The organism is Streptomyces sp. NPDC088147 (assembly GCF_044741565.1).
GTDB lineage: Bacteria > Actinomycetota > Actinomycetes > Streptomycetales > Streptomycetaceae > Streptomyces.
Map to the genome: position 1 here is coordinate 1,097,684 of NZ_JBIUSY010000002.1, position 25,314 is coordinate 1,122,997.

18 protein-coding genes are annotated in these 25,314 nt (G+C 70.1%); 14 read left to right on the plus strand and 4 right to left on the minus strand.

What is annotated here, in order from left to right:
- Positions 1-194: 194 nt before the first annotated feature.
- Together ACIOGX_RS10065 and ACIOGX_RS10070 are read right to left on the minus strand one after the other, a co-directional pair.
- A complete protein-coding gene (locus ACIOGX_RS10065; RefSeq protein WP_356507445.1) occupies positions 195-740 on the minus strand; it encodes a methylated-DNA--[protein]-cysteine S-methyltransferase in 546 nt (181 codons plus the stop codon).
- 75 nt (positions 741-815) lie between these two features.
- Positions 816-1,700: a glycerophosphodiester phosphodiesterase gene (locus ACIOGX_RS10070; protein ID WP_401911793.1), complete on the minus strand. Its 885-nt coding sequence runs from the start codon at positions 1,698-1,700 to the stop codon at positions 816-818.
- 294 nt (positions 1,701-1,994) lie between these two features.
- Between ACIOGX_RS10070 and ACIOGX_RS10075 the strand changes: the two genes are divergently transcribed.
- The 5 genes from ACIOGX_RS10075 to ACIOGX_RS10095 all read left to right on the plus strand — a co-directional run bounded on the left by ACIOGX_RS10075 (position 1,995) and on the right by ACIOGX_RS10095 (position 9,318).
- On the plus strand, positions 1,995-2,885 hold the full coding sequence (locus ACIOGX_RS10075) for an MHYT domain-containing protein (protein WP_356507449.1): 891 nt from the start codon (positions 1,995-1,997) through the stop codon (positions 2,883-2,885).
- An 81-nt stretch (positions 2,886-2,966) separates the two neighbouring features.
- A complete protein-coding gene (gene uvrB, locus ACIOGX_RS10080; protein WP_383973946.1) occupies positions 2,967-5,096 on the plus strand; it encodes an excinuclease ABC subunit UvrB in 2,130 nt (709 codons plus the stop codon).
- 185 nt (positions 5,097-5,281) lie between these two features.
- Positions 5,282-5,848 (plus strand): TerD family protein, encoded by a 567-nt coding sequence (locus ACIOGX_RS10085; protein WP_030353647.1) that lies wholly within the window; start codon positions 5,282-5,284, stop codon positions 5,846-5,848.
- Positions 5,849-6,087: 239 nt separating this feature from the next.
- Positions 6,088-8,070 (plus strand): TerD family protein, encoded by a 1,983-nt coding sequence (locus ACIOGX_RS10090; RefSeq protein ID WP_401911797.1) that lies wholly within the window; start codon positions 6,088-6,090, stop codon positions 8,068-8,070.
- A 234-nt stretch (positions 8,071-8,304) separates the two neighbouring features.
- Positions 8,305-9,318: a TerC family protein gene (locus ACIOGX_RS10095; protein ID WP_356507455.1), complete on the plus strand. Its 1,014-nt coding sequence runs from the start codon at positions 8,305-8,307 to the stop codon at positions 9,316-9,318.
- Positions 9,319-9,446: 128 nt separating this feature from the next.
- Here the strand turns inward: ACIOGX_RS10095 and ACIOGX_RS10100 are convergent, their stop codons facing one another.
- Together ACIOGX_RS10100 and ACIOGX_RS10105 are read right to left on the minus strand one after the other, a co-directional pair.
- Positions 9,447-10,100, minus strand: coding sequence for an MBL fold metallo-hydrolase (locus ACIOGX_RS10100; protein WP_401911800.1), 654 nt, complete (start codon positions 10,098-10,100; stop codon positions 9,447-9,449).
- Positions 10,101-10,110: 10 nt separating this feature from the next.
- A complete protein-coding gene (locus ACIOGX_RS10105; protein ID WP_401911803.1) occupies positions 10,111-10,797 on the minus strand; it encodes a maleylpyruvate isomerase family mycothiol-dependent enzyme in 687 nt (228 codons plus the stop codon).
- Between the two features lie 228 nt (positions 10,798-11,025).
- On the opposite strand from ACIOGX_RS10105, the gene uvrA reads away from it, so the two are divergent.
- The 9 genes from uvrA (at position 11,026) to gap (ending at position 25,277) form a co-directional block, all read left to right on the plus strand.
- Positions 11,026-13,983 (plus strand): excinuclease ABC subunit UvrA, encoded by a 2,958-nt coding sequence (uvrA, locus tag ACIOGX_RS10110; protein ID WP_401911806.1) that lies wholly within the window; start codon positions 11,026-11,028, stop codon positions 13,981-13,983.
- A gap of 119 nt (positions 13,984-14,102) precedes the next feature.
- Positions 14,103-15,014, plus strand: a complete 912-nt coding sequence (locus tag ACIOGX_RS10115) for an alpha/beta fold hydrolase (RefSeq protein WP_401911808.1) — start codon at positions 14,103-14,105, stop codon at positions 15,012-15,014.
- An 82-nt stretch (positions 15,015-15,096) separates the two neighbouring features.
- Positions 15,097-15,525 (plus strand): Rieske (2Fe-2S) protein, encoded by a 429-nt coding sequence (locus ACIOGX_RS10120; protein ID WP_356517147.1) that lies wholly within the window; start codon positions 15,097-15,099, stop codon positions 15,523-15,525.
- A 129-nt stretch (positions 15,526-15,654) separates the two neighbouring features.
- Entirely contained in the window at positions 15,655-17,775 is a 2,121-nt protein-coding gene (gene uvrC, locus ACIOGX_RS10125; RefSeq protein ID WP_401911811.1) for an excinuclease ABC subunit UvrC, read from the plus strand.
- Positions 17,768-18,706, plus strand: a complete 939-nt coding sequence (rapZ, locus tag ACIOGX_RS10130; protein WP_356517150.1) for an RNase adapter RapZ — start codon at positions 17,768-17,770, stop codon at positions 18,704-18,706. Before uvrC ends, rapZ begins: the two co-directional genes overlap by 8 nt.
- Positions 18,703-19,737, plus strand: a complete 1,035-nt coding sequence (gene yvcK, locus ACIOGX_RS10135; protein ID WP_129769584.1) for a uridine diphosphate-N-acetylglucosamine-binding protein YvcK — start codon at positions 18,703-18,705, stop codon at positions 19,735-19,737. The genes rapZ and yvcK overlap by 4 nt, the downstream gene beginning before the upstream one ends.
- The gene (gene whiA, locus ACIOGX_RS10140) at positions 19,728-20,717 is read left to right on the plus strand and encodes a DNA-binding protein WhiA (protein ID WP_030353658.1); all 990 of its coding nucleotides are present in this window, start codon (positions 19,728-19,730) and stop codon (positions 20,715-20,717) included. The genes yvcK and whiA overlap by 10 nt, the downstream gene beginning before the upstream one ends.
- Positions 20,718-21,057: 340 nt before the next feature.
- Positions 21,058-24,021, plus strand: coding sequence for a M14 family zinc carboxypeptidase (locus ACIOGX_RS10145; protein WP_401911816.1), 2,964 nt, complete (start codon positions 21,058-21,060; stop codon positions 24,019-24,021).
- A gap of 251 nt (positions 24,022-24,272) precedes the next feature.
- Complete coding sequence (gene gap, locus ACIOGX_RS10150; protein ID WP_401911819.1) at positions 24,273-25,277, plus strand: type I glyceraldehyde-3-phosphate dehydrogenase; 1,005 nt, start codon at positions 24,273-24,275, stop codon at positions 25,275-25,277.
- The last annotated feature ends 37 nt before the right edge of the window (positions 25,278-25,314 follow it).

Genomic DNA, 25,314 nt, shown 5'->3' on the forward strand with positions numbered 1-25,314 from the left:
CGGTACGGAACGTGTCGGTCCCCGGGGCGGGAGGCCCCGGGGAGACATCTGCTGCCCGCCGGGCTGTACGCGCGGTCGTTCTCCATACATAAGCCTAAGCCCGGCGCGGAAAGCGGACAAGTGACCATAAATGCGCACGTTATCGCTGGTGCGGGACGGTGGACCGGCTCATGGGTGCGGGGCGGCGGACCGGCTCAGAAGAGCGGTTCCGGGAGCACGCCCTCCAGGGCCAGCAGCTTCCGCTTGGTCTCGAGGCCGCCCCCGAAGCCGCCGAGCCCGCCGTCGCTCTCCACCACGCGATGACACGGCACCACCAACGGCAGCGGGTTGGAACCCATCGCCGCGCCGACCGCCTGCGCGGCCGCCGGCTGGCCCACCCGCCTGGCCAGATCGCCGTAACCGACCACGGTGCCGTACGGGACGCCCGTCGCCAGCTCGCGCAGCACCTGCCGGTTGAAGCCCGTGGAGAGCGACCAGTCGAGCGGCAGCCCGAACTCCCGCAGCTCGCCCGCGAAGTACGCGGACAGCCTGCGTATCGGCTCGGCCAGCAGCCCCGACGCCGACTCGGCGGGCTCGGTGCCCAGCCGGTCCCTCAGCTGTCCGAGCGCCTTCTCCCGCACCGGTCCGTCGACATGGAAGACGACGCTCACCAGCCCCTGGCCGGTCGCGGCCAGCAGCAGCGGCCCGATGCCGGTGGGCACGACCGTCCACTCCACCGGCGACTGCCCGTAGTTGTCCATGCCGACCACGGTACGGGCCACCACTGACAACGGCCCCGAGACCGGCCTCCGGCCCCGGCCCACCGGCTTCCGGCCTCAGCCCACCGCGTCCCGGACCAGGTCCGGCCTGTTGGTGATGATCCCGTCCACGCCGAGATCACGGACACGCACCGCGTCCGCCGTGTCGTCGACCGTCCAGGTGCTCACCGTGAGCGGCTTGCCGTGCGGGCCCTTGAGCCGGTGCACCGCGGCCACGTAGTCGCCGGTGAGCGCCGCGTGCGCCGGGTTGATCTGGTCCGTGAACGCCGCGTACGCGGGCAGATCGGCCACCGCGGGCGCGCCGAGGAAGCCGGTCGTGAGGTCCGGACGCAGCTGGTGCACCGTACGGATGCTGTCCGCGCCGAAGCTCTGGATGACCAGCTTGTTCCGGACGTGCGAGCGGCTGAGCCAGCCCTCCTGGCCCAGTACCCGCAGGATATCCTTCTCGACGCCCGGGTACTGCTCGGGCGCCTTGATCTCCAGGAGCAGCTTCTGCCGGTTGGCCTCGACGGCCTCCAGGTACTGCTTCAGCGTGGGTACGCGCTCGCCCGCCCACCGCTCGCCGAACCAGCTGCCCGCGTCCAGCCGGGCGATCTCCGCCGCCGTGAAGTCCTTGACCTTCCAGGGCGCCCGGTCGGGGAAGACCTCTTCCACATCGGTGGTCCGCCGGAGGTTGTCGTCGTGGATCACCACGAGCCGGCCGTCCTTGGTGCGCTGGACGTCGTTCTCCACCCAGTCGATGCCCAGGTCATCGGCCGCTTCGACGGCCGCGAGCGTGTTCTCCGGGGCGTAGGCGGAGGCGCCGCGGTGCGCGATGACGACGGGGCTTCCGCTCCTGGACCCGGCGGCCGGGCCCGCGCTCGCGGTGGCGGCGCCGGGCAGAACCAGTGCCGTGACTCCCAGCAGTGCGGCGGCCGTTGTCACTGAGGTGCGTGTGGACACGTGTACTCCTCGCGTCGGGCGATGACGGTCGGCCAGAGCGTGACAGCCCCCGGCCAACGGGGAACAGGCGAAGGTTGGCCACCACGTGAAGTCACGCGGTGGACCGGAACGGTGGGGCGGGACGGGGTGAGATCATGAAGCCACACCGGCGCGGGGCCGCCCCGTACCCTGGGGTCGCGCCGTTTCGTGTCGACAAAACGCCGATGGCCTGTTTGCTAACCGGCCCGGCCGTCCTACCCTCGCCCGAACCGGCGCTTTCGCACAGGGAGCACGAGGGGTGAGGGGCATACCGCTATGCAGGGCACGATCGACGGATTCAGCTACGGTCTCGTCACCCCCGTAGTGGCCTTTCTGATGGCCTGCCTCGGCGCGGCTCTGGGCCTGCGCTGCACGGCGAGATCCCTCCGTACCAGACGCTCCTGGAAGCCCGGCGGGCTCGCCCTGGGATCGGCCGCGATCGGCTCCGGCGTCTGGACGATGCACTTCATCGCGATGATGGGGTTCAGCGTCTCGGAGGTGCCGGTCGGCTACGACCGGCTCACGACGTTCGCCAGCCTCGTGGTGGGGATCGTCATGGTCGGGGTGGGGATATTCATCGTGGGGTACCGCGGCACGACCCCCATGACGCTCGTCACCGGCGGCATCATCACCGGCCTCGGTTTCGCCACCATGCACTACCTCGGCATGGCCGGCATACGGCTACAGGGCCGCGTCGGATACGACACCGTCACCGTCGCGCTCTCCGTCATGATCGCCGTCGTCGCGGCGACGGCGGCGCTCTGGGTGGTCGTCTCGCACCGGGGATTTCTGGCCGGTCTGGCCGCCAGCGCCGTGATGGGCGTCGCGTCGACCGGAATGCACTACACCGCGATGGCCGCGGTCCACGTGCATCTGGACGGCGCCGTCGACGACTCGGGCGGCGCGCCGTCCACCGAACTGCTGGCCCCGATGCTGGTCGGCCCGGCGTTCTTCCTGCTGCTGGCCGGAGTGGCGGTGCTGGTCGACCCGCTGCTGGTGACGGGCCGTCCCGAGCGGTCACGCTCCGCGGGGTCCGTGACCGGGCCGTGCGGGCGCGGCGGGGTGCCCGCGCAGCGGATCCGGCCGCGGCCCGCCCTTCGCGAGCACGCCGACCGTACGGCCGCCAGGTCCCCGCGCCGCGGCTCCCAGGACCTCCACGACTGGTGACGCGGGTGAGCCGCCGGTCACCCCGGGTGATCCGGCGCCGCTCATCGCCCCACTGTCAGTGCGGGGTCGTACGGTGGATCCATGCGGCCCGTTTCCAAGATCGAACGTACGGTGGCGCCTTTCGAGGTCGTCAGCTCCTACCAGCCCAGTGGCGACCAGCCGACGGCCATCGCCGACCTGGAGCGGCGTGTCCGCGCGGGCGAGAAGGACGTCGTCCTGCTCGGCGCGACCGGCACGGGAAAGTCGGCGACGACCGCCTGGATGATCGAGAAGCTCCAGCGGCCCACGCTGGTGATGGCGCCGAACAAGACGCTCGCCGCCCAGCTGGCCAACGAATTCCGCGAGCTGCTGCCCAACAACGCCGTCGAGTACTTCGTCTCGTACTACGACTACTACCAGCCCGAGGCGTACGTCCCCCAGTCGGACACCTACATCGAGAAGGACTCCTCCATCAACGAGGAGGTGGAGCGGCTGCGCCACTCCGCGACGAACTCCCTTCTCACCCGGCGCGACGTGATCGTCGTCGCCTCGGTCTCCTGCATCTACGGCCTCGGTACGCCCCAGGAGTACGTGGACCGGATGGTGCCGCTGAAGGTCGGCCTGGAGCTGGACAGGGACCAGCTGCTGCGCCGCTTCGTCGACATCCAGTACACGCGCAACGACCTCGCGTTCACCCGGGGCACCTTCCGGGTCCGGGGCGACACCATCGAGATCTTCCCGGTCTACGAGGAGCTGGCCGTCCGTATCGAGATGTTCGGTGACGAGATCGAGGCGCTCTCCACGCTGCACCCGCTCACCGGCGAGGTCATCAGCGACGACGACGAGCTGTACATCTTCCCGGCGAGCCACTACGTGGCCGGCCCCGAGCGCATGGAGAAGGCGGTCAACGGCATCGAGCGGGAGCTGGAGACCCGGCTGGCCGAGCTGGACAAGCAGGGCAAGCTGCTGGAGTCACAGCGACTGCGGATGCGCACGACGTACGACATCGAGATGATGCGCCAGATCGGCTCCTGCTCGGGGATCGAGAACTACTCGATGCACTTCGACGACCGCGCGCCCGGCTCCGCGCCCAACACGCTCCTCGACTACTTCCCCGAGGACTTCCTGCTGGTCATCGACGAGTCGCATGTCACCGTGCCGCAGATCGGCGCGATGTACGAGGGGGACGCGTCCCGCAAGCGGACGCTGGTCGACCACGGCTTCCGGCTGCCGTCCGCGCTCGACAACCGCCCGCTGAAGTGGGAGGAGTTCCAGCAGCGGATCGGCCAGACCGTCTATCTCTCCGCGACTCCGGGGACATACGAACTGTCCCGCTCCGACGGCTTCGTGGAGCAGATCATCCGTCCCACCGGCCTGATCGACCCCGAGGTCGTCGTCAAGCCCACGGAGGGCCAGATCGACGATCTGGTCCATGAGATCCGCGAGCGGACCGCGAAGGACGAGCGCGTCCTGGTGACCACGCTCACCAAGAAGATGGCCGAGGACCTCACCGACTACTTCCTGGAGCTGGGCATCCAGGTCCGGTATCTGCACAGCGATGTGGACACCCTGCGCCGGGTCGAGCTGCTGCGTGAGCTGCGCGCCGGTGAGTACGACGTCCTCGTCGGCATCAACCTGCTGCGTGAGGGCCTCGACCTCCCGGAGGTCTCCCTGGTGGCGATCCTCGACGCCGACAAGCAGGGCTTCCTGCGCTCGGGCACCTCACTGATCCAGACCATCGGCCGGGCCGCGCGCAATGTGTCCGGGCAGGTCCATATGTACGCGGACAAGATCACCCCGGCGATGGCGCAGGCGATCGACGAGACGAACCGGCGCCGTGAGAAGCAGATCGCGTACAACACCGAGCGCGGTATCGACCCCCAGCCGCTCCGCAAGAAGATCAACGACATCGTGGCGACCATCGCGCGCGAGGAGGTCGACACCGAGGCCCTGCTCGGCACGGGCTACCGGCAGTCGAAGGACGGCAAGCCGGCCAAGGCCCCGGTTCCCTCGCTCGGGGCGAAGTCCGCGAAGGGCGGCAAGGCCGGGACCGCGGGCGCGGTGCTCACCGACCGGCCCGCCGCCGAACTGGCCGGGATCATCGAGGAGATGACCGACCGGATGCGGGCCGCCGCCGCCGAGTTGCAGTTCGAGATCGCCGCGCGGCTGCGCGACGAAGTGGGCGAACTCAAGAAGGAATTGCGGCAGATGAGGGAGGCGGGGCTCGCCTGACACACCGGGACACCTGGTGTGTTGCAAGACCGACACAAAAACGGTCCACGTCTCCTGCGCTGTCCGCGTGACTGCGTAGGGTGCTGCGCAACCGCATACGGACGGTTGCGGGGGAACCATTCGAGAGGGGACAGCGCGTGGCGGACGTATCCAAGGGCGGCGCGCCCGGAGGCCCTGGCGTCAATCTGACCAAGGGTCAGGCCATCAGCCTGGAGAAGAAGGGCGGCGGCACCCTGACGGCGGTGCGCATGGGGCTCGGCTGGCAGGCCGCCCCGCGCCGGGGCCTGTTCGGCTCCCGTACCCGCGAGATCGACCTGGACGCCTCGGCGGTGCTGTTCGCCGACAAGCAGCCGGTCGACGTGGTCTTCTTCCGTCATCTCGTCAGCGACGACGGCTCGGTACGGCACACCGGCGACAATCTCGTCGGCGGCGCGGGCCAGGGCGGTGACGACGAGGCGATCCTCGTCGACCTCCAGCGGATCCCGGTCCATATCGACCAGATCGTCTTCACGGTGAACTCCTTCACCGGCCAGACGTTCCAGGAGGTCCAGAACGCCTTCTGCCGCATCGTCGACGAGACCAACGGCCAGGAGCTGGCCCGCTACACGCTCGACGGCGGGGGCCAGTACACCGCGCAGATCATGGCGAAGGTCCACCGCGTCGGCTCCGGCTGGCAGATGACGGCCCTCGGCAACCCGGCCAACGGCCGTACGTTCCAGGACCTGATGCCGTCGATCCTGCCGCATCTGTAGGACGCGGCGACTTCCCGCATCTGTAGGACGCGGCGACGTCGTCGTCCCGTACGCGCAGCTCCCGGAGGCCGGCGCAGGCCACCGGGGGCTGCCGCGCCTCCGACCTCGCACCGCACACCCTCACCCCCGCACCTGGGCATCCGGACACGGGCGCCTGAGCAGCCGGCACCGGAACACCCGTACAGAGCTGTACACCCACACCTGAACACCGACGCGTAACCGATGAGGGGACAGAGGCGATGACGGCCGAGCTGGTCCGGGGGCAGAACCACCCCTTGCCCCACACCCGACTGGAGATCCGGGTGACGGCCGGCACACCGGTCATGGCCTGCGCCACGCTCGCGGACGCCCAGGGCACCGTCGGCGGCACGGAGTGGATCGTCCACCCCGGTTCGCCCTCGCTCCCGGGCATCGAGGTGTCCCGCCAGGCCGCCGCGGGCCTGCGCTTCCATGTCGATCTCGACGCCCTGCCCCCGCGTGTGCATCTGGTGCGCGCTCTGCTCGCTCTCCCCGAGGGCGTCGGCGGTCCCGACCGCTTCGGCGCCACCGCGGCCCCCTTCGCGGCCGTCACCTCCACCGAGGGCGTGGAGGTCGCCAGTTTCACCCTCACCGGGCTGGACTCCGAGACCGCCGTCGTGGCCCTGGAGCTGTACCGCCGCCAGGGCGCCTGGAAGGTCAGGGCCGTCGGCCAGGGGTACGCGGGCGGCCTCGCCGAGCTCTTCGGCGACCAGGGCCTGTCGCAGGCCCGTGTCTTCGCCGCCGGTATCCACGAGGCGGTGGCCGGTCATCTGGCCAGCGCCGTACAGACACCCCTGCCGGGCGCGACGGACGGCAGGCGGCGCAGGTCCGAAGGGCTGCCCCCGGCCCCGGGGCCCGCCCCCGCACCGCAGTCCGCGCCCGACACCGTGCCGTCCGCCGGGCCGTCGCCGTCCGGACCGCCACCGCCCGGAGGCCCGCAGCCGGGCACGGGCGGGACGGGCGATGTGGGCGGCGCGGGCGGGGCGGTCAACTACACACACCCGGGCCGCCGTACCTCGACGCCTCCGACTCCGCCCCCGGCCACGGGCCCCGCGCAGCCGGGCCGGCCGCCCCGTCCCGTCGCGGGCGACGCCACGGGCTGGTCCATGGACGAGCGCCTCTACAACCAGGTCTGGGGCATGTTCGAAGACCTGGCCCGTACGGTCGCCGCGTACCGCAGCGCCATGGACTTCGCCGAGTCGCGGCTCGACCAGGAGCTGGACGGTGTCCTCTCCGACCCCCGCCTGCGCATCGGCGGAGCGGGAAACGCCGCCCGCGAGGCCGCCCGCGCCAAGCACGACCAGCTCGCCGGCCAGGCACGCGAGGCCCTCGACCGCGATCTCGCCCAGCTCGTCGCCGAGTCCGAGGTCGTCGAGCCCGCGCTGCCGCACGCCTACGCCCGCTGGGACAACCCCGTCTGGCACGGCTACCGCGTTCCGATGGAGATCCCGATGGCGCTCCGCCTCGGCGACGTCCATCTGCCCGAGCGCCCCGACCTGCGGATACCGATGCTGGTGCGGCTGCCCCTGGAGCGCGGGCTCTGGGTCGACAGCGGTCGCTCCGGCTCCGAGGCCGCGCTGATGATGGACGACGCCCAGCTGCGCGGGCTGGCCATGGACACCGCGGTCGCCCATGCCGCGCGGCTCCTGGCCGTCTACCCGCCCGGAGAGTTCACCGTCCATGTGATCGACCCGGCCGGCTCGGGGGCGCGCTCACTGGCCCCGCTGACCGCGTCCGGGGTGCTGGACCAGCCGCCCGCGACGGGCGCCGGGGGAGTGGCGACCGTCCTCGCGGCGCTCACCCAGCGGGTGGATCTGGTGCAGATGGCGCTTCGCGCCGGGGCGGCCGAATCCCTGCCGCCCGGTCTCGACACCGCCGAGCAGCTGCTGATCGTCAATGACTTCCCGCACGGCTTCGACGACCGCGCGGTCACCCAGCTGCGCTATCTCGCCGACGAAGGGCCCGCCGTCGGCGTGCACCTGCTGATGGTCGCGGACCGCGAGGACGCGAGCGGGTACGGGCCGGTGCTGGACCCGCTCTGGCGGACGCTGCTCCGGGTCACCCCCGTCCCGGACGATCACCTCGCCGATCCCTGGGTCGGCCACGCATGGACCTACGAGCCACCGGCGGTGCCGCCGCGCAGCCGGGTGCTCCTCCAGGTGCTGGAACAGGTGGCGTCCGCTCGCCGTACGTGGCGTCGCTGATCCCCTCTGACCTGCGCACTTGGCGATCGTTTACCTCTTTCTTTACCTTTCCTTGGTCTTTCCTGTACTCTTCTTGGCAGCGGAGGGGAGTACTCCCACATCGCGACGTGCCCGTCAATACGGATCGCCATCGATCCCGGGGCGTCGGCCCGGGGAGCGGCGGAAGCCGCCCGGGTGGAAGAGACCTCCGGCAGCGACGACGCTGATTTGTAGCCGTACGAAGCCGGAGGCACAGTGGACGTTTCCATGAATCTCTGGGTGCTGACCATTCTTGGTCTGTCCGCCCTGATCGCTGTCGACTTCTTCATCGGGCGCAAGCCCCATGACGTGTCGATGAAGGAAGCCGGTATCTGGACGGTCGTCTGGATCGCCCTCGCCGCGCTGTTCGGCCTCGGCCTGATGGTGTTCGGGACGGGCCAGGCGTCCGGCGAGTTCTTCGCCGGCTTCATCACCGAGAAGTCGCTCAGTGTCGACAATCTCTTCGTCTTCGTCCTGATCATGGCGAAGTTCTCGGTTCCCACACATCTCCAGCAGCGCGTGCTGCTCATCGGTGTGCTGATCGCCCTGGTCCTGCGCGCGATATTCATCGCGGCCGGCGCCGCGATCATCGCCAGCTTCTCGTGGGTCTTCTTCATCTTCGGCGCGTTCCTGATCTACACCGCCTGGAAGCTCATCCAGGAGGCGCGCTCGGACGACGAGGAAGAGGAGTTCGAGGAGAACCGTCTCCTGAAGTCCATCGAGAAGCGCTTCGGGGTCGCCGACAAGTACCACGGCACCAAGCTCTTCATCCGGAACAACGGCAAGCGGATCCTGACCCCGCTGATGGTGGTCATGCTGGCCATCGGCACCACCGACGTGCTGTTCGCGCTGGACTCCATCCCCGCGATCTTCGGTCTGACCCAGGACCCGTACATCGTCTTCACCGCCAACGCCTTCGCGCTGATGGGTCTGCGGCAGCTCTACTTCCTCATCGGGGGGCTGCTCAAGAAGCTGGTGCACCTCAGCTACGGCCTGTCGGTCATCCTGGGCTTCATCGGTGTGAAGCTGGTGCTCCACGCGCTGCATGAGACCGGGGTGAATGTCCCCGAGATCTCCATTCCGGTCTCGCTCGCGGTCATCTGCGGTGTCCTGATCGTCACCACGATCACCAGCCTGATCGCCTCGAAGAAGCAGGCGGAGCGCGACGCGGTCGCCGCCGGGACGGATGGCGGCAAGGACAGCAAGGACAAGGACAGCATCGAGGCCTGATCCTCACGGAACGGCCTGATCCTCGCGGTTCGGCCTGATCCTCACGGAACGGGCGCAACGGAGAGGGGGCGAGCGGCGGAACTGCCGCTCGCCCCCTCTCTCGCGTCAGCGGAGGACCGGACCGGCCGTCACCAGCCCCGCGCCCGCCAGGCCGCGAGCTGCGGGCGCTCGGCGCCGAGAGTGGAGTCGTTGCCGTGCCCGGGGTAGATCCACGCCTCGTCCGGCAGGGCCCCGAAGATCTTGGTCTCGATCCCGTCCATCAGGCTCGTGAAGTCCGCCGGGGTCCCGGTCCTCCCGGGGCCGCCGGGGAACAGGCAGTCGCCGGTGAACAGATGCGCGTGGTCGTGCGGGTCGTCGTAGACCAGCACGATCGAACCCGGGGTGTGACCCACCAGATGCAGGGCGGTGAGTTCGATCTCACCGACGCGGATCGTGTCCCCGTCCTCGACCGGGACATCGGTGGGGACGGGGATGCCCTCGGCGTCGTACCGCCCCGCGTACGTCCGCGCGCCCGTGGCCGCCACGACCTCGGCCAGGGCCTGCCAGTGGTCGCCATGGCGGTGTGTGGTGACGACCGACGCGATGCCGTCGTCGCCGATCAGGGTCAGCAGCGTGGAGGCGTCATTGGCCGCGTCGATCAGCAGCTGCTCGCCGGTGGCCCGGCAGCGCAGCAGATAGGCGTTGTTGTCCATCGGCCCCACGGCCACTTTGGAGATCATCAGGGCGGGCAGTTCATGCACATCCGCCGGTCCGCCGACCTTCACCGTTCCGCTGTACGTCATACGGATCAGCCTATAGCGGGGGCAGTACGGGGAGGGGGCCGTCCGGGGACTTCAGGGCGGCGCCGTCCCTGCGGCCCGCGAGCCAGCCCATCAGGTCCGCGGCGGGTCCGCTCACGGCGAGCGCGGTGCCCTCGGTACGGCCCGTGCGCCGGCTCCGTCCGTCGGGCGTGGTCAGGACCAGCGGCGGGACGGCGGCGTTCCCGGAGAAGCGCTCCACGAGGAAGCGGGTCTCGCGCTCGACGAACTCCTCGGAGAGATCTTCCAGCTCGTGGCCGATACCGAGATCGACATGGTGCAGCTCGATCTCGATCAGCCGGCGGAACGGGAGGCGGGCCGCCACGTCCGTGACGCCGTTGCGCATCGTGACGACGCGCGTCCAGTCCGCGGGCGCGGCCGCGGAATGCTGGAAGCCGTCGGCGGTGTTACGTACATCGGCGAGCTGGACTTCCAGCGGGCGCGACGCGTCCCGCTCGATGTCCGCGTCACGGGTTTCGGCGTCGCGGTACATGGGCCGGCCTTCGAGCACATTGACCAGTGCGTCCGCGTTCCTGGCGAGATGTGCCAGCACATGTCCCCGGCTCCAGCCCGGGAGCCGTGACGGCGCGGCGAGGGCCGCGTTGTCCAGTCGGGCGGCTGCGCTGAGGAGCCGGTCCGTCGCTTCACGTACAGCCGCCAGGTCACGCTCGTGATCGATCATGGCGCCGACGATAGCGCCGCCACTCGATCGGGTGAAGACGGTGAAGGGCGGCCGTAAATCGAATGCGCGTGCTATAAGCTCGGAAGAGGCATCCTGGCATGTAGGAATCCCGCCCGGCGCTCCGAAGCCCGGCAATCCACCACTTGGCAATCCATTCGTTCTGGCGACCCCCATTAGTGTGGGAAGGGGGCTCCGCCCCTGCTTCTCTCCAGAAAGGTGCGGACAGGCGTGGCCGACCGTCTCATCGTCCGTGGCGCGCGCGAGCACAATCTCAAGAACGTGTCGCTCGACCTCCCCCGTGACTCCCTCATCGTCTTCACCGGGCTTTCCGGGTCGGGCAAGTCCTCTCTCGCGTTCGACACGATCTTCGCCGAAGGACAGCGCCGGTACGTGGAGTCCCTCTCCTCGTACGCCCGGCAGTTCCTCGGTCAGATGGACAAGCCGGACGTCGACTTCATCGAGGGGCTCTCCCCGGCAGTCTCCATCGACCAGAAGTCGACCTCGCGCAACCCGCGCTCGACGGTCGGCACGATCACCGAGGTCTACGACTACCTCCGGCTGCTCTTCGCCAGGATCGGCAAGCCGCACTGCCCCGAGTGCGGCCGGCCGATCTCCCGGCAGTCGCCGCAGGCCATCGTGGACCGGGTGCTCGAACTGCCCGAGGGCAGCCGGTTCCAGGTCCTCTCGCCGCTCGTCCGTGAGCGCAAGGGCGAGTTCGTCGACCTCTTCTCCGATCTTCAGACGAAGGGGTACAGCCGGGCCAGGGTCGACGGGCAGACGATCCAGCTCAGCGAGCCGCCCAAGCTCAAGAAGCAGGAGAAGCACACCATCGAGGTGGTGGTCGATCGCCTCACGGTGAAGGACAGCGCCAAGCGCAGGCTGACCGACTCGGTCGAGACCGCCCTCGGTCTCTCCGGCGGCATGGTCGTGCTCGACTTCGTCGACCTCCCCGAGGACGACCCCGAGCGCGAGCGGATGTACTCCGAGCATCTGTACTGCCCGTACGACGATCTCTCCTTCGAGGAGCTGGAGCCCCGCTCCTTCTCCTTCAACTCGCCGTTCGGCGCCTGCCCCGACTGCACCGGTATCGGTACGCGCATGGAGGTCGACCCGGAGCTGATCGTTCCCGACGAGGACAAGTCACTCGACGAGGGCGCGATCCACCCCTGGTCCCACGGCCATACGAAGGAGTACTTCGGACGGCAGATCGGCGGCCTCGCCAAGGCCCTCGGGTTCCGTACGGACATCCCGTGGGCCGGACTGCCGCAGCGTGCCAGGAAGGCCCTGCTGTACGGCCACAAGACCCAGGTCGAGGTCCGGTACCGGAACCGGTACGGCCGTGAGCGCGCCTACACCAGCCCCGCCTTCGAGGGAGCGGTCTCCTTCGTCAAGCGGCGGCACACGGAGGCGGAGAGCGACACGAGCAGGGAGCGCTTCGAGGGCTATATGCGCGAGGTGCCCTGCCCGACCTGTGAGGGCACCCGCCTCAAGCCGATCGTCCTCGCGGTCACGGTCATGGAGAAGTCCATCGCCGAGGTCGCCGCGCTGTCGATCAGCGACTGCGCCGACTTCCTGGGCGAGCTCAGGCTGGACGCCCGGGACAAGAAGATCGCCGAGCGGGTGCTCAAGGAGGTCAACGAACGGCTGAAGTTCCTGGTCGACGTCGGCCTGGACTACCTCTCGCTGAACCGCGCGGCCGGGACCCTCTCCGGCGGCGAGGCCCAGCGGATCCGGCTCGCGACGCAGATCGGCTCGGGGCTGGTCGGGGTGTTGTACGTCCTGGACGAGCCGTCGATCGGTCTGCACCAGCGGGACAACCACCGGCTGATCGAGACCCTGGTCCGGCTGCGGGACATGGGCAACACCCTGATCGTCGTGGAGCACGACGAGGACACCATCAAGGTGGCCGACTGGGTGGTCGACATCGGCCCCGGCGCCGGTGAGCACGGCGGCAAGGTCGTGCACTCGGGACCGTTGAAGGGGCTGCTGGCCAACAAGGAGTCGATGACCGGCCAGTACCTCTCCGGGAAGAAGGCCATCCCGACCCCGGGCATCCGCCGGCCGATCGACCCGGGCCGGCAGCTCACCGTGCACGGCGCCCGGGAGAACAATCTGCGGGACATCGACGTGTCGTTCCCGCTGGGTGTGTTCACGGCCATCACCGGAGTCTCGGGCTCCGGTAAGTCGACGCTGGTCAACGACATCCTGTACACGCATCTGGCGCGCGAGCTGAACGGCGCGAAGTCGGTGCCCGGCCGTCACACCCGGGTCGACGGCGACGATCTGGTCGACAAGGTCGTCCATGTCGACCAGTCGCCCATCGGCCGTACGCCCCGCTCCAACCCGGCCACGTACACCGGTGTCTTCGACCATGTCCGCAAGCTCTTCGCCGAGACGATGGAGGCCAAGGTCCGCGGCTACCTCCCCGGGCGCTTCTCCTTCAACGTCAAGGGCGGACGCTGCGAGAACTGCTCGGGCGACGGCACGATCAAGATCGAGATGAACTTCCTGCCGGACGTCTACGTCCCGTGCGAGGTCTGTCATGGAGCCCGCTACAACCGGGAGACCCTGGAGGTCCACTACAAGGGCAAGTCCATCGCCGAGGTGCTGGACATGCCGATCGAGGAGGCCCTGGACTTCTTCGAGGCCGTCCCGACGATCTCGCGGCACCTCAGGACGCTCAACGAGGTCGGCCTCGGGTATGTCCGGCTCGGCCAGTCCGCGCCGACCCTCTCGGGCGGCGAGGCGCAGCGGGTGAAGCTGTCGAGCGAGCTGCAGAAGCGGTCCACCGGCCGCACGGTCTACGTCCTGGACGAGCCGACGACCGGTCTGCACTTCGAGGACATCAGCAAGCTGATCACGGTGCTCTCCGGACTGGTCGAGAAGGGCAACACGGTGATCGTGATCGAGCACAACCTGGACGTCATCAAGACGGCGGACTGGGTGATCGACATGGGTCCGGAGGGCGGCAACGGCGGCGGTCTGGTGATCGCGGAGGGCACCCCGGAGCAGGTGGCCGGAGTCCCGGCCAGCCACACCGGAAAGTTCCTGCGGGAGATCCTCGACGCCGAGAGCATCAGCGACGCGGCGCCGATGAAGAAGGCCACCACCCGCAGGACGGCGGCCAAGAAGGCACCGGCGAAGGCGGCGGCGAAGAAGACCACCGCACGCTCGCGCCGCGCCTGACCCGGGGGTGCCCGGGGCCGGGGGCGCCGGGCCCGACCGGGGCCCGGGGGCGCTCACGCCTCGTGTCGCCTCGTCACCCACGGCTGTCCCGTCGCTCCCGGACTCGGCACAATCCTGGGATGGACGAGACGGCGGTGGACGGGACGGGCCGGGACGAGACGGTTCCGACGGACGACGGGGTACGGCTCTGGGCCACGCGCACGGGCGGCGGCGCCGGCGAGCCCGTGATCCTCTGCCACGGCGGGCCGGGCCTCTGGGACACCCTGGAGGAGCCGGCCGCCCTGCTCCCCGGCACCCCGGCGTACCGCTGGGACCAGCGCGGCTGCGGCCGCTCCCAGCGCTCGGGCCCGTACAGCACCGCCCGTTCGATCGCCGACCTCGAAGCCGTACGGCGCCACTTCGGGCCGGAGCGGGTCACGCTGCTGGGCCACTCCTGGGGCGCGCGGCTGGCCCTGGAATACGCGCTGGCCCATTCCGCCCGGGTCGGCGCGCTGATCTATGTCTCGGGCACCGGCATCGACGACGACTCCACCTGGCATCCGGCGTACAAGGAGGCGTTCCGCCGCAGGCTCGGCGAGCGCCCCGGCCGGCGGGAGCGCTGGGAGGAGCTGCGTGAGCGCGGCGACGGCCGTACGGACGCGGAGGACAGGGAGTACGCGGTCCTCCAGTGGTCGGTGGACTTCGCCGACCGCGATCGCGCGCGGGCACACGCCGAGGCCATGGCGACCCCGTGGTTCGGCGTCAACTACGCGTGCAACGCCGCCATCGGCGCGGAGCTGAAGCGGCCCTCGGCCACCCACGGACTGCGGGAGCGGTGCGCGGCGCTGCGTGTCCCCGTACTGATCGTGGACGGGGAGGGCGACATCCGGCCCCGCTGGTCCGTGGACTCGCTGGAGCGCGCGCTCCCCGACGTGACCAGGACGACGCTGGCGGGCGCCGGACACCTGCCCTGGACCGAGGACCCGGAGGGCTTCCGGGCGGCGGTCGGGACGTTCCTCGACGGCGTGCGCCACCGGCGGGGCAGCCGCTGAAGAGCCGCCGGAACGGCCCCGGTATCGTCGCGTATGTCACCGACCCCGGCTGTCACCGGCCCCCGACCCAGTGGAGACACCCATGCCCGGCCCGTCCGCCGCTCGTCGCACCGTGCTGAAGGGCGCCGCGCTCGCCGGTGCGGCCGGACTGGGGGTGGCGGCCTGCTCCACCGAGTCGAAGCTGGGTCACGCCGAGAACCCCACCCCCACCGCACCGGTCGACCTCGGCGCGGCGGCGGAGGTGCCGGTCGGCGGCGCGAAGCTCTACCGGGAGCAGCGACTGGTGGTGAGCTGCCCCGCGAAGGGCGAGTACAAGGCGTTCAGCGCGCAGTGCACCCACGCGGGCTGCCTCCTGGAGAAGCTGGAGGGCACGGTGGGTGACTGCCCGTGCCACGGCAGCAAGTTCGACGTCACCAGCGGCAAGGCGCTCCAGGGTCCGGCGACCGAGCCGCTGCCCGAGGTCCCGGTCACGGCGGAGGGCGGCAAGCTCATCGCGGGCCCCCGGGCCTGAGAGCCTCCCGGGCCTGAGAGCCACCCGGGCCTGAGCCCCCCGGGCCTGAGAGACCCGCCGGGCCCAAGAGCCGTCGCGGTACCCCCCGGCGCGGTCCTGCTGTCGGTCCCCGACAGTAGGGTGGACGGCATGGCCGACCCCTCCAGCTACCGCCCCAAGCCGGGACAGATCCCCGACTCGCCGGGGGTCTACAGGTTCCGTGACGACCACCGGCGGGTGATCTATGTCGGGAAGGCGAAAAGCCTGCGTCAGCGGCTCGCCAACTACTTCCAGGACCTCGCGGGTCTGCACCCGCGTACCCGCACCATGGTCACCACCGCGGCGTCCGTCGAGTGGACCGTCGTCTCCACCGAGGTCGAGGCGCTCCAGCTGGAGTACTCCTGGATCAAGGAGTACGACCCCCGCTTCAACGTCAAGTACCGCGACGACAAGAGCTATCCGTTCCTCGCCGTCACGCTGAACGAGGAGTTCCCCCGGGTCCAGGTGATGCGCGGCGCCAAGAAGAAGGGCGTGCGCTACTTCGGCCCCTACGGACACGCGTGGGCCATCCGCGAGACCGTCGATCTGATGCTCCGTGTGTTTCCCGTACGGACGTGCTCCGCCGGGGTGTTCAAGAACGCCGCGCGGACCGGCCGCCCCTGCCTCCTCGGCTACATCGGCAAGTGCTCGGCGCCCTGCGTCGGCCGGGTCACCCCCGAGGAACACCGCGAACTCGCCGAGGAGTTCTGCGACTTCATGGCCGGCCGCACCGGCACGTACATCCGTCGCCTGGAGCAGCGGATGACCGACGCCGCCGAGGAGATGGAGTACGAGAAGGCGGCCCGGCTGCGCGACGACATAGGCGCGCTGCGCCGCGCGATGGAGAAGAACGCGGTGGTGCTCGCCGACGCCACGGACGCCGACCTCATCGCCGTGGCCGAGGACGAGCTGGAGGCCGCCGTACAGATCTTCCACGTCCGCGGCGGGCGGGTCCGCGGCCAGCGTGGCTGGGTCACGGACAAGGTCGAGGCCGTGGAGACGGCGGGGCTCGTCGAGCACGCCCTCCAGCAGCTGTACGGGGAGGAGCGCGGGGACGCCGTCCCCAAGGAGGTGCTCGTCCCCGCCCTGCCGGAGGACGCGGAGGCCGTCGGCCAGTGGCTCAGCGAGCGCCGCGGATCCCATGTCTCGCTGCGGATTCCGCAGCGCGGCGACAAGAAGGACCTGATGGCGACGGTCGGGCGCAACGCCCAGCAGTCCCTGGTCCTGCACAAGACCAAGCGCGCCAGCGATCTCACCACCCGCTCCCGGGCCCTGGAGGAGATCGCGGAGGCCCTCGGTCTGGACAGCGCGCCGCTGCGTATCGAGTGCTTCGACATCTCGCATCTCCAGGGTGACGATGTCGTGGCGTCCATGGTGGTCTTCGAGGACGGCCTCGCCCGTAAGGGTGAATACCGCCGGTTCCAGATCAAGACCTTCGAGGGACAGGACGACGTCCGGTCGATGCACGAGGTCATCGGGCGGCGCTTCCGGCGCTACCTCCAGGAGAAGGAGCGGACCGGGGAGTGGCCCGAAGGGCAGGACCGGCCCGAGGAGCCGCTGGAGCCCGGGGAGCTTGGTGAGCCCGGGGAGTCCTCAGCCGGGCCCGCGGAGTCCGGAGAGCCCGGTGAGCCCCTGGCCGGGGTCGGCCCCCTGGACGGGCTGGAGCGACTGGACCGGCTGGAACAGCCCGGACGTGAGGACGACGGCCGCCCCAAGCGCTTCGCCTATCCGCCCCAGCTGGTCGTCGTCGACGGCGGGCAGCCGCAGGTCGCGGCGGCCAAGCGGGCCCTGGACGAGCTGGGCATCGACGATGTCGCCGTCTGTGGTCTCGCCAAGCGCCTCGAAGAGGTCTGGGTGCCGGACGAGAGCGACCCGGTGGTCCTGCCACGCTCCAGCGAGGGACTCTATCTGCTCCAGCGCGTACGGGACGAGGCGCACCGCTTCGCCATCACGTACCAGCGGGCCAAGCGGGCCAAACGCGTCAGGTCCAGCCCGCTGGACGATGTGCCCGGCCTCGGCGAGTCGCGGAAACAGTCGCTGATCAAGCATTTCGGCTCGGTGAAGAAGCTGCGGCAGGCGACAATCGACCAGATCTGTGAGGTTCCGGGCGTGGGACGCAAAACGGCCGAGTCCGTCGTCGTGGCCTTCGCCAAGGCGGCCCCGGCCGCACCCGCCGTGAACACGGCAACAGGAGAGATCATGGAAGACAACGGGGGCAGCACGCATGACTGAGCACGACCGGGACGGAGCAGGGCACGTGAGTACGGGCACCACAAATGAGACGGGTGACGCCGTCGAGGCGGCCATCCCCGAACTGGTGATCATCTCCGGTATGTCGGGCGCGGGCCGCAGCACCGCGGCCAAGTGTCTGGAGGACCTCGGCTGGTTCGTCGTGGACAATCTGCCGCCCGCGCTGATCCCCACCATGGTGGAGCTCGGCGCCCGCTCGCAGGGCAATGTGGCGCGGATCGCCGTCGTGGTCGACGTACGGGGGCGGCGGTTCTTCGACAACCTCCGCGAGTCCCTCGCCGACCTCGACGCCAAGCAGGTGACCCGGCGGGTCGTCTTCCTGGAGTCCTCCGACGAGGCGCTGGTGCGCCGCTTCGAATCCGTACGCCGCCCGCACCCGCTCCAGGGCGACGGCCGGATCGTGGACGGCATCGAGGCCGAGCGGGAGCTGCTGCGCGAGCTGCGCGGCGACGCGGATCTGGTGATCGACACCTCCAGCCTCAACGTCCATGAACTGCGCGCCAAGATGGACGCCCAGTTCGCCGGGGACGAGAAGCCGGAGCTGCGGGCCACCGTCATGTCGTTCGGCTACAAGTACGGCCTGCCGGTCGACGCCGACCTGGTGGTGGACTGCCGCTTCCTGCCCAACCCGCACTGGGTCCCCGAGCTGCGGCCCTTCACCGGGCTCAACGAGGAGGTGTCCGCGTATGTCTTCAACCAGCCGGGCGCCAAGGAGTTCCTGGACCGCTACACCGAGCTGCTCCAGCTGATCGCCTCGGGTTACCGCCGCGAGGGCAAGCGCTATGTGACCGTCGCCGTCGGCTGCACCGGCGGCAAACACCGTTCCGTCGCCATGTCCGAGAAGCTCGGCGCGCGCCTCGTCTCCGAAGGCATCGAGACCGTCGTCGTCCACCGGGACATGGGGCGCGAGTGACCGGACGCACCTTCCGCATGCGCCGGCTGCGCAAGGGCGTCCCGGCGCTGTCGTCCCGGGGGCGCGGCGCCCAGCCCAAGGTCGTCGCGCTCGGCGGCGGAATGGGCCTGTCCGCGTCCCTCGCGGCGCTCCGCCGGATCACCGGCGACCTCACGGCCGTCGTGACCGTCGCCGACGACGGCGGCTCCAGCGGTCGCCTCCGGGAGGAGCTGGGCGTCCTGCCGCCCGGCGATCTGCGCAAGGCCCTGGCGGCGCTCTGCGGCGACGACGACTGGGGCCAGACCTGGGCGCGGGTGATCCAGCACCGCTTCCAGTCGAAGGGCGACCTCCATGAGCACGCGGTGGGCAATCTGCTGATCGTCGCCCTCTGGGAGCAGCTGGGCGACCATGTGCAGGCCCTCGACCTGGTCGGCAAGCTCCTCGGGGCGCACGGCCGGGTGCTGCCCATGTCCGCCGTACCGCTGGAGCTCCAGGCGCTCGTACGGGGACACGACCCGGCGCGCCCCGACCAGGTCGACACCGTGCGCGGCCAGGCCACCGTCGCGCTCACCCGCGGTGAGGTGCAGTCCGTCCATCTGGTGCCGCACGACCCGCCGGCCGTCCCCGAGGCGGTCGCCGCGGTGCTCGACGCCGACTGGGTGGTGCTCGGCCCCGGCTCCTGGTTCTCCTCGGTCATCCCCCATCTCCTGGTGCCCGAACTGCTCGACGCGCTCGTCGAGACGAAGGCGCGCCGGGTCCTCTCGCTGAACCTCGCGCCGCAACCCGGTGAAACCGAAGGCTTCTCACCGCAGCGTCATTTGGAGGTTTTGGGGCGACACGCCCCTAAACTCGCCCTGGACGTGGTGCTGGCCGACCAGGCCGCCGTGCCCGACCGCGATTCACTCTCCGATGCCGCCAAGCGGTTCGGTGCCGCGGTCGAGCTGGCGCCGGTGGCAGCGCCCGACAGTTCCCCGGTCCATGATCCGGAGCTGTTGGCAGCCGCGTACGACCGTATTTTTCGGATGCATGGAAGGATCGGCCCATGGCGATGACGCCAGCGGTGAAGGACGAGATCGCCCGCCTCCCCGTCACCCGGACGTGCTGCAGGAAGGCTGAGGTCTCGGCGATCCTCCGGTTCGCGGGCGGGCTGCACCTGGTGAGCGGCCGCATCGTGATCGAGGCGGAGCTGGACACCAGCATCGCCGCGCGCCGGCTGCGGAAGGACATCCTGGAGATCTTCGGGCACAACTCCGAGCTCGTCGTGATGGCCCCGGGCGGACTGCGCCGCGGCAGCCGTTACGTCGTACGGGTGATTACGGGCGGTGATCAGCTGGCCCGGCAGACCGGACTGGTCGACGGCCGTGGCCGCCCGATCCGCGGACTGCCCCCCCAGGTCGTCTCCGGTGCCACCTGTGACGCGGAGGCGGCCTGGCGCGGCGCGTTCCTGGCACACGGCTCGCTCACCGAGCCGGGCCGCTCCTCCTCGCTGGAGGTGACGTGCCCGGGGCCCGAGGCGGCCCTCGCGCTGGTCGGTGCCGCCCGCAGGCTCCAGATCGCCGCCAAGGCGCGTGAGGTGCGCGGGGTGGACCGGGTGGTGGTACGGGACGGCGACGCGATCGGCGCGCTGCTGACCCGGCTCGGCGCCCATGAGTCGGTGCTGGCGTGGGAGGAGCGGCGGATGCGCCGCGAGGTCCGCGCCACGGCCAACCGCCTCGCCAACTTCGACGACGCGAATCTGCGCCGGTCGGCGCGGGCCGCGGTCGCGGCGGGCGCCCGGGTGCAGCGTGCGCTGGAGATCCTCGGCGAGGAGGTGCCCGAGCATCTCGCCGCCGCGGGCCGGCTGCGGATGGAGCACAAGCAGGCGTCGCTGGAGGAGCTGGGCGCGCTCGCCGACCCGCCGCTCACCAAGGACGCGGTCGCGGGCCGGATCAGGCGGCTGCTGGCCATGGCCGACAAGCGGGCACAGGACCTCGGGATTCCGGGCACGGAGTCCAATCTGAGCGAGGACCTGGCCGACGGTCTCGTCGGCTAGGCCCTGTCCGGCCGATCTTCGTGGGCCCGGAACGCCTGGCACGGCGCCTCGCCGCGTTGTCGGAGTCGGCCAAGTACCTCCGGTACGAGGCCGATCCTCCGCCTTGCGATCCACCGCGCCAGACGTCCCGGGCTGATCCACGAAGATAGACCGGACAGGACCTAGCGCGTGTCGCGAGAGTAGCGCCGTCCCCTGTCATCCCCAACTGCCCGCTGCCGGCACCGAATAGGTGTCGGCAGCAGGCATTTCACCACCCCTCGATACACCCTTGACATGATCATGGAGGGTGGTGAGCCTGGCGTCTGTCCACGGATGTGGCAGACAACAGCAAGGGGGGCACATGAGACGAAGAGCGGGATCGATCCTCGCGGCGGGCGCGCTGCTGCTGGCGGGCATCACGGCGGCGCCGACCGCCCAGGCACGGCCAGGATCCGCGCCGGGCGCCGAGGCGGCACCGGGCGCGGACGCCGTGAAGGTCTTCGACGCCGAGGTCACCAAGGAGCAGATACCGCTGCTTCTCGCGGCCGGTCAGGACGCCCACGAGCTGACGGAGCGTGCTCCCGAGAAGGGGACGGCGAACGTCGAGCTGTTCCTCACCGACGCGCAGGCACGCGCCCTCGCGCAGCAGGGTGTCGAGGCCACCGAACGGAAGGTGTCCGCGAAGGCGGGCGCCCGGCTGCGGGCGGCGGGGGACGGGGTGTTCCGCCCGTACAGCGGCGCGGGCAACCTGCGGGAGGAGATCGTCGAGACGGGACAGGCCAACTCCCGGATCGCCAAGGTCGTCTCCATCGGCAAGACCCTCAACGGCCAGGACATCCTGGCCCTCAAGCTCAGCAAGGGGGCCCGGACGACCAAGGACGGGGCCAAGCCGTCCGTGCTGTACATGTCCAACCAGCACGCCAGGGAGTGGATCACTCCCGAGATGACGCGCCGGCTGATGCACCACTACATCGACAACTACGGCAAGGACCGGCGGATCACCAAGATCGTCGACTCCACCGAACTGTGGTTCGTCCTCTCCGCCAACCCCGACGGCTACGACTACACGCACAGCTCGGACAGCGCCCGGCTGTGGCGCAAGAACCTCCGGGACGTGGACGGCGACGGGAAGCTCACCTCCGGCGACGGGGTCGACCTCAACCGGAACTTCCCCTACAAGTGGGGCTACGACGACGAGGGTTCGTCGCCCCGGCCCGCCAGCGAGACCTACCGCGGCGCGGGGCCGGGCTCCGAGCCCGAGACCCAGGCGATCGACCGCTTCCAGAAGCGCATCGGCTTCGACTACGGCATCAACTACCACTCCGCGGCCGAACTGCTGCTCTACGGCGTGGGCTGGCAGGTCGCCACCCCGACACCCGACGACGTGCTCTACAAGGCGCTCGCAGGCACCCCCGAGAACCCCGCGGTCCCCGGCTACTACCCGCAGGTCTCCTCCGAGCTGTACACCACCAACGGCGAGGCCGACGGGCACGCGGCGAACGTCAACGGAACGATGATGTTCACCCCGGAGATGACCACCTGTCAGACCGCGTCCGCCGTCGACCCGGACGACGCCTGGGAGGCCAGGGACTGCCGGTCCGGCTTCAACTTCCCCGACGACGAGAAGCTGATCCAGGACGAGTTCGCCAAGAACGTCCCCTTCGCGCTCTCCGTCGCCGAGACCGCCGCCCACCCCGACCAGCCCTCCTCCCCGGTCGGTCTGACCGCCCCCGACTTCACCCCCGACCCGTTCACCACCTCGTACGCGCGCGGCGCCGACCAGGAGGTCTCCGTCACCGCCCGCAGGTCGGTCCGTGACAAGGAGCTCAACTACCGCGTCAACGGGGGCCGTACGCACGACGAGGACCTCAAGGCGTGGAAGGGCGGCGAGACCTACGGAGGCGAGGACAACCTCCACTTCGACGAGTACCGCGCCGAGATCGAGGACGCTCGTCCGGGTGACACCGTCGAGGTCTGGTTCACCGGACGGACCAGGAGCGGAAAGTCCACGTCCAGTGAGCACTTCCGCTACACCGTGGCCGAACGCCCCCGCGCCGACACGCTCGTGATCGCCGAGGAGGGGGCGCCGGCGCAGCAGCTCCGCGCGTACACCGACGCCCTGCGCGCCAACGGCCGTACCGCCGCCGTCTGGGACGTCGCCACCCAGGGCGCACCGCACCCGCTGGGCGTCCTCGGCCACTTCTCCACCGCGGTCCACTACACCGGCACGGCCGCCCCGGGCGGCCCCACACAGCTGGCCCTGCGCGCCTTCCTCAACGAGGGCGGCAAGCTGATCGAGGCAGGACGGCGCGCGGGCGGCAACGCCCAGGTCGGACGGACCGTGACCGACGACTTCAGCCAGTACTACCTGGGCGCGTACGGACGCTCGTCCACGTCGGGCGCCACCGGCTTCACCGGTAAGGGAGCGCTCGGGGGCGCGGCCGGATCGCTCGCCGGGCTGCCCGGCAACCCGCTGGACCCCGCGGGCGCCTACACCGTCACCTCCGACATCCTCGACCCGAAGGAGTTCCCGCAGTTCAGGAGCGCCGAGTCGGGCTCGTACACCGGGGTCTCGAACCCGTACGCCCCGTACGCCGGCGAGTGGATGGCGGCGGTCCCGCACCAGGACAACGAGTGGAGCAGGCTCACCCGCACCGTCGACCTCACCGGGGTCACCGCCGCGGACAAGCCCGCGCTCCGCTTCGCGCTCAACTGGAACACGGAGCAGGGGTACGACCACGCCGCCCTGGAGGCCCGCACCGCCGGGGCCGAGGACTGGACCACCCTTCCCGAGGCCGGCGGCGCGACCAGCGCGGCCGTCCCCACCGAGTGCGAGGCGGGGTTCTACCTCGAAGGCCATCCCTTCCTCGGCCACTATCTGACCCTCGGCGCGGACGGCTGCACGGCGACCGGGACCAGCGGCTCCTGGAACAGCTTCACCGGCAGTTCGGACGGCTGGCGGCAGGTCTCCTTCGACCTGAGCGCCTACGCGGGCAAGAAGGCCGAGATCTCGCTCAGCTACATCAGCGACCCCGGCAGCGGCGGGCTCGGGCTGTTCGCGGACGACGCCAAGCTCGTCGTGGGCGGCGCGGACCGCGAGACCGAGGGCTTCGAGACCTCCCTCGGCGCCTGGACCACGCCCGGCGCGCCGGCCGGGAGCCCGGTCGTGGAAGGCGACTGGGCGCGCTCCCAGGAGCTGTTCACCTCGTACGCGTCCGTCACTACGCGTAACACCGTGCTGTTCGGCTTCGGTCTGGAGCATGTGCCGGACGCCGGGGAGCGCGCGACGCTGCTCGGCAAGGCGCTGCGCGCCCTGCGACGCTAGGGCCTGTCCTCAAGCGGCGCCGTCCGCCCGGGAGGGCAGGCGGGACCGTGAGGACCGCTCCTCGCCGGGGGCCGGTCACCGGGTCCGCGGCGGCTCGTCACCCCGTATCGACGGGAACGGGCCGCCGGCGGATCGGGTGGCCACTCGATGTCACCACGCGGCCCGCGGAGAGGTAGGGTCATAGGCGGTCGGGGACATCCCATACAACTCGCCGGCGTCGAAAACCGGCGTACCAACGAGGAGATCGGTTCGTGACGATCCGCGTAGGCATCAACGGCTTTGGCCGCATCGGTCGTAACTACTTCCGCGCGCTGCTGGAGCAGGGTGCAGACATCGAGATCGTGGCTGTCAACGACCTGGGTGACACTGCGACCACGGCGCATCTGCTGAAGTACGACACCATCCTGGGGCGCCTCAAGGCCGAGGTCACCCACACCGCCGACACGATCACGGTCGACGGCCACACCATCAAGGTGCTCTCGGAGCGCAACCCGGCCGACATCCCCTGGGGTGAGCTGGGCGTCGACATCGTCATCGAGTCGACCGGCATCTTCACCAAGAAGGCCGACGCCTCGAAGCACATCGCGGGCGGCGCCAAGAAGGTCCTCATCTCGGCTCCGGCCAAGGACGAGGACATCACCATCGTGATGGGCGTCAACCAGGACAAGTACGACGCGGCCAATCACCACGTCATCTCGAACGCCTCCTGTACCACCAACTGTGTGGCGCCGATGGCCAAGGTTCTCCTGGAGAACTTCGGCATCGTCAAGGGCATGATGACGACGGTCCACGCGTACACCAACGACCAGCGCATCCTGGACTTCCCGCACAGCGACCTGCGCCGTGCGCGGGCCGCCGCGGAGAACATCATCCCGACCACCACCGGTGCCGCCAAGGCCACCGCCCTGGTGATCCCGGAGCTGGCGGGCAAGCTCGACGGCATCGCGATGCGCGTCCCGGTCCCGACGGGCTCCGTCACCGACCTGGTCATCGAGCTGGAGCGCGAGGTGACCAAGGACGAGGTCAACACCGCGTTCCAGAAGGCCGCCGAGGGTCAGCTCAAGGGCATCCTCGACTACACCGAGGACGCGATCGTCTCCTCGGACATCGTCAACTGGCCCGCCTCCTGCACGTTCGACTCCTCCCTGACCATGGTCCAGGGCAAGAACGTCAAGGTCATCGGCTGGTACGACAACGAGTGGGGCTACTCCAACCGTCTGGTCGACCTGACCGTCTTCGTCGGCGGCCAGCTCTGATCCAGGGCAGCTGAGTTCAGGGCCGGTAGGCATCTCG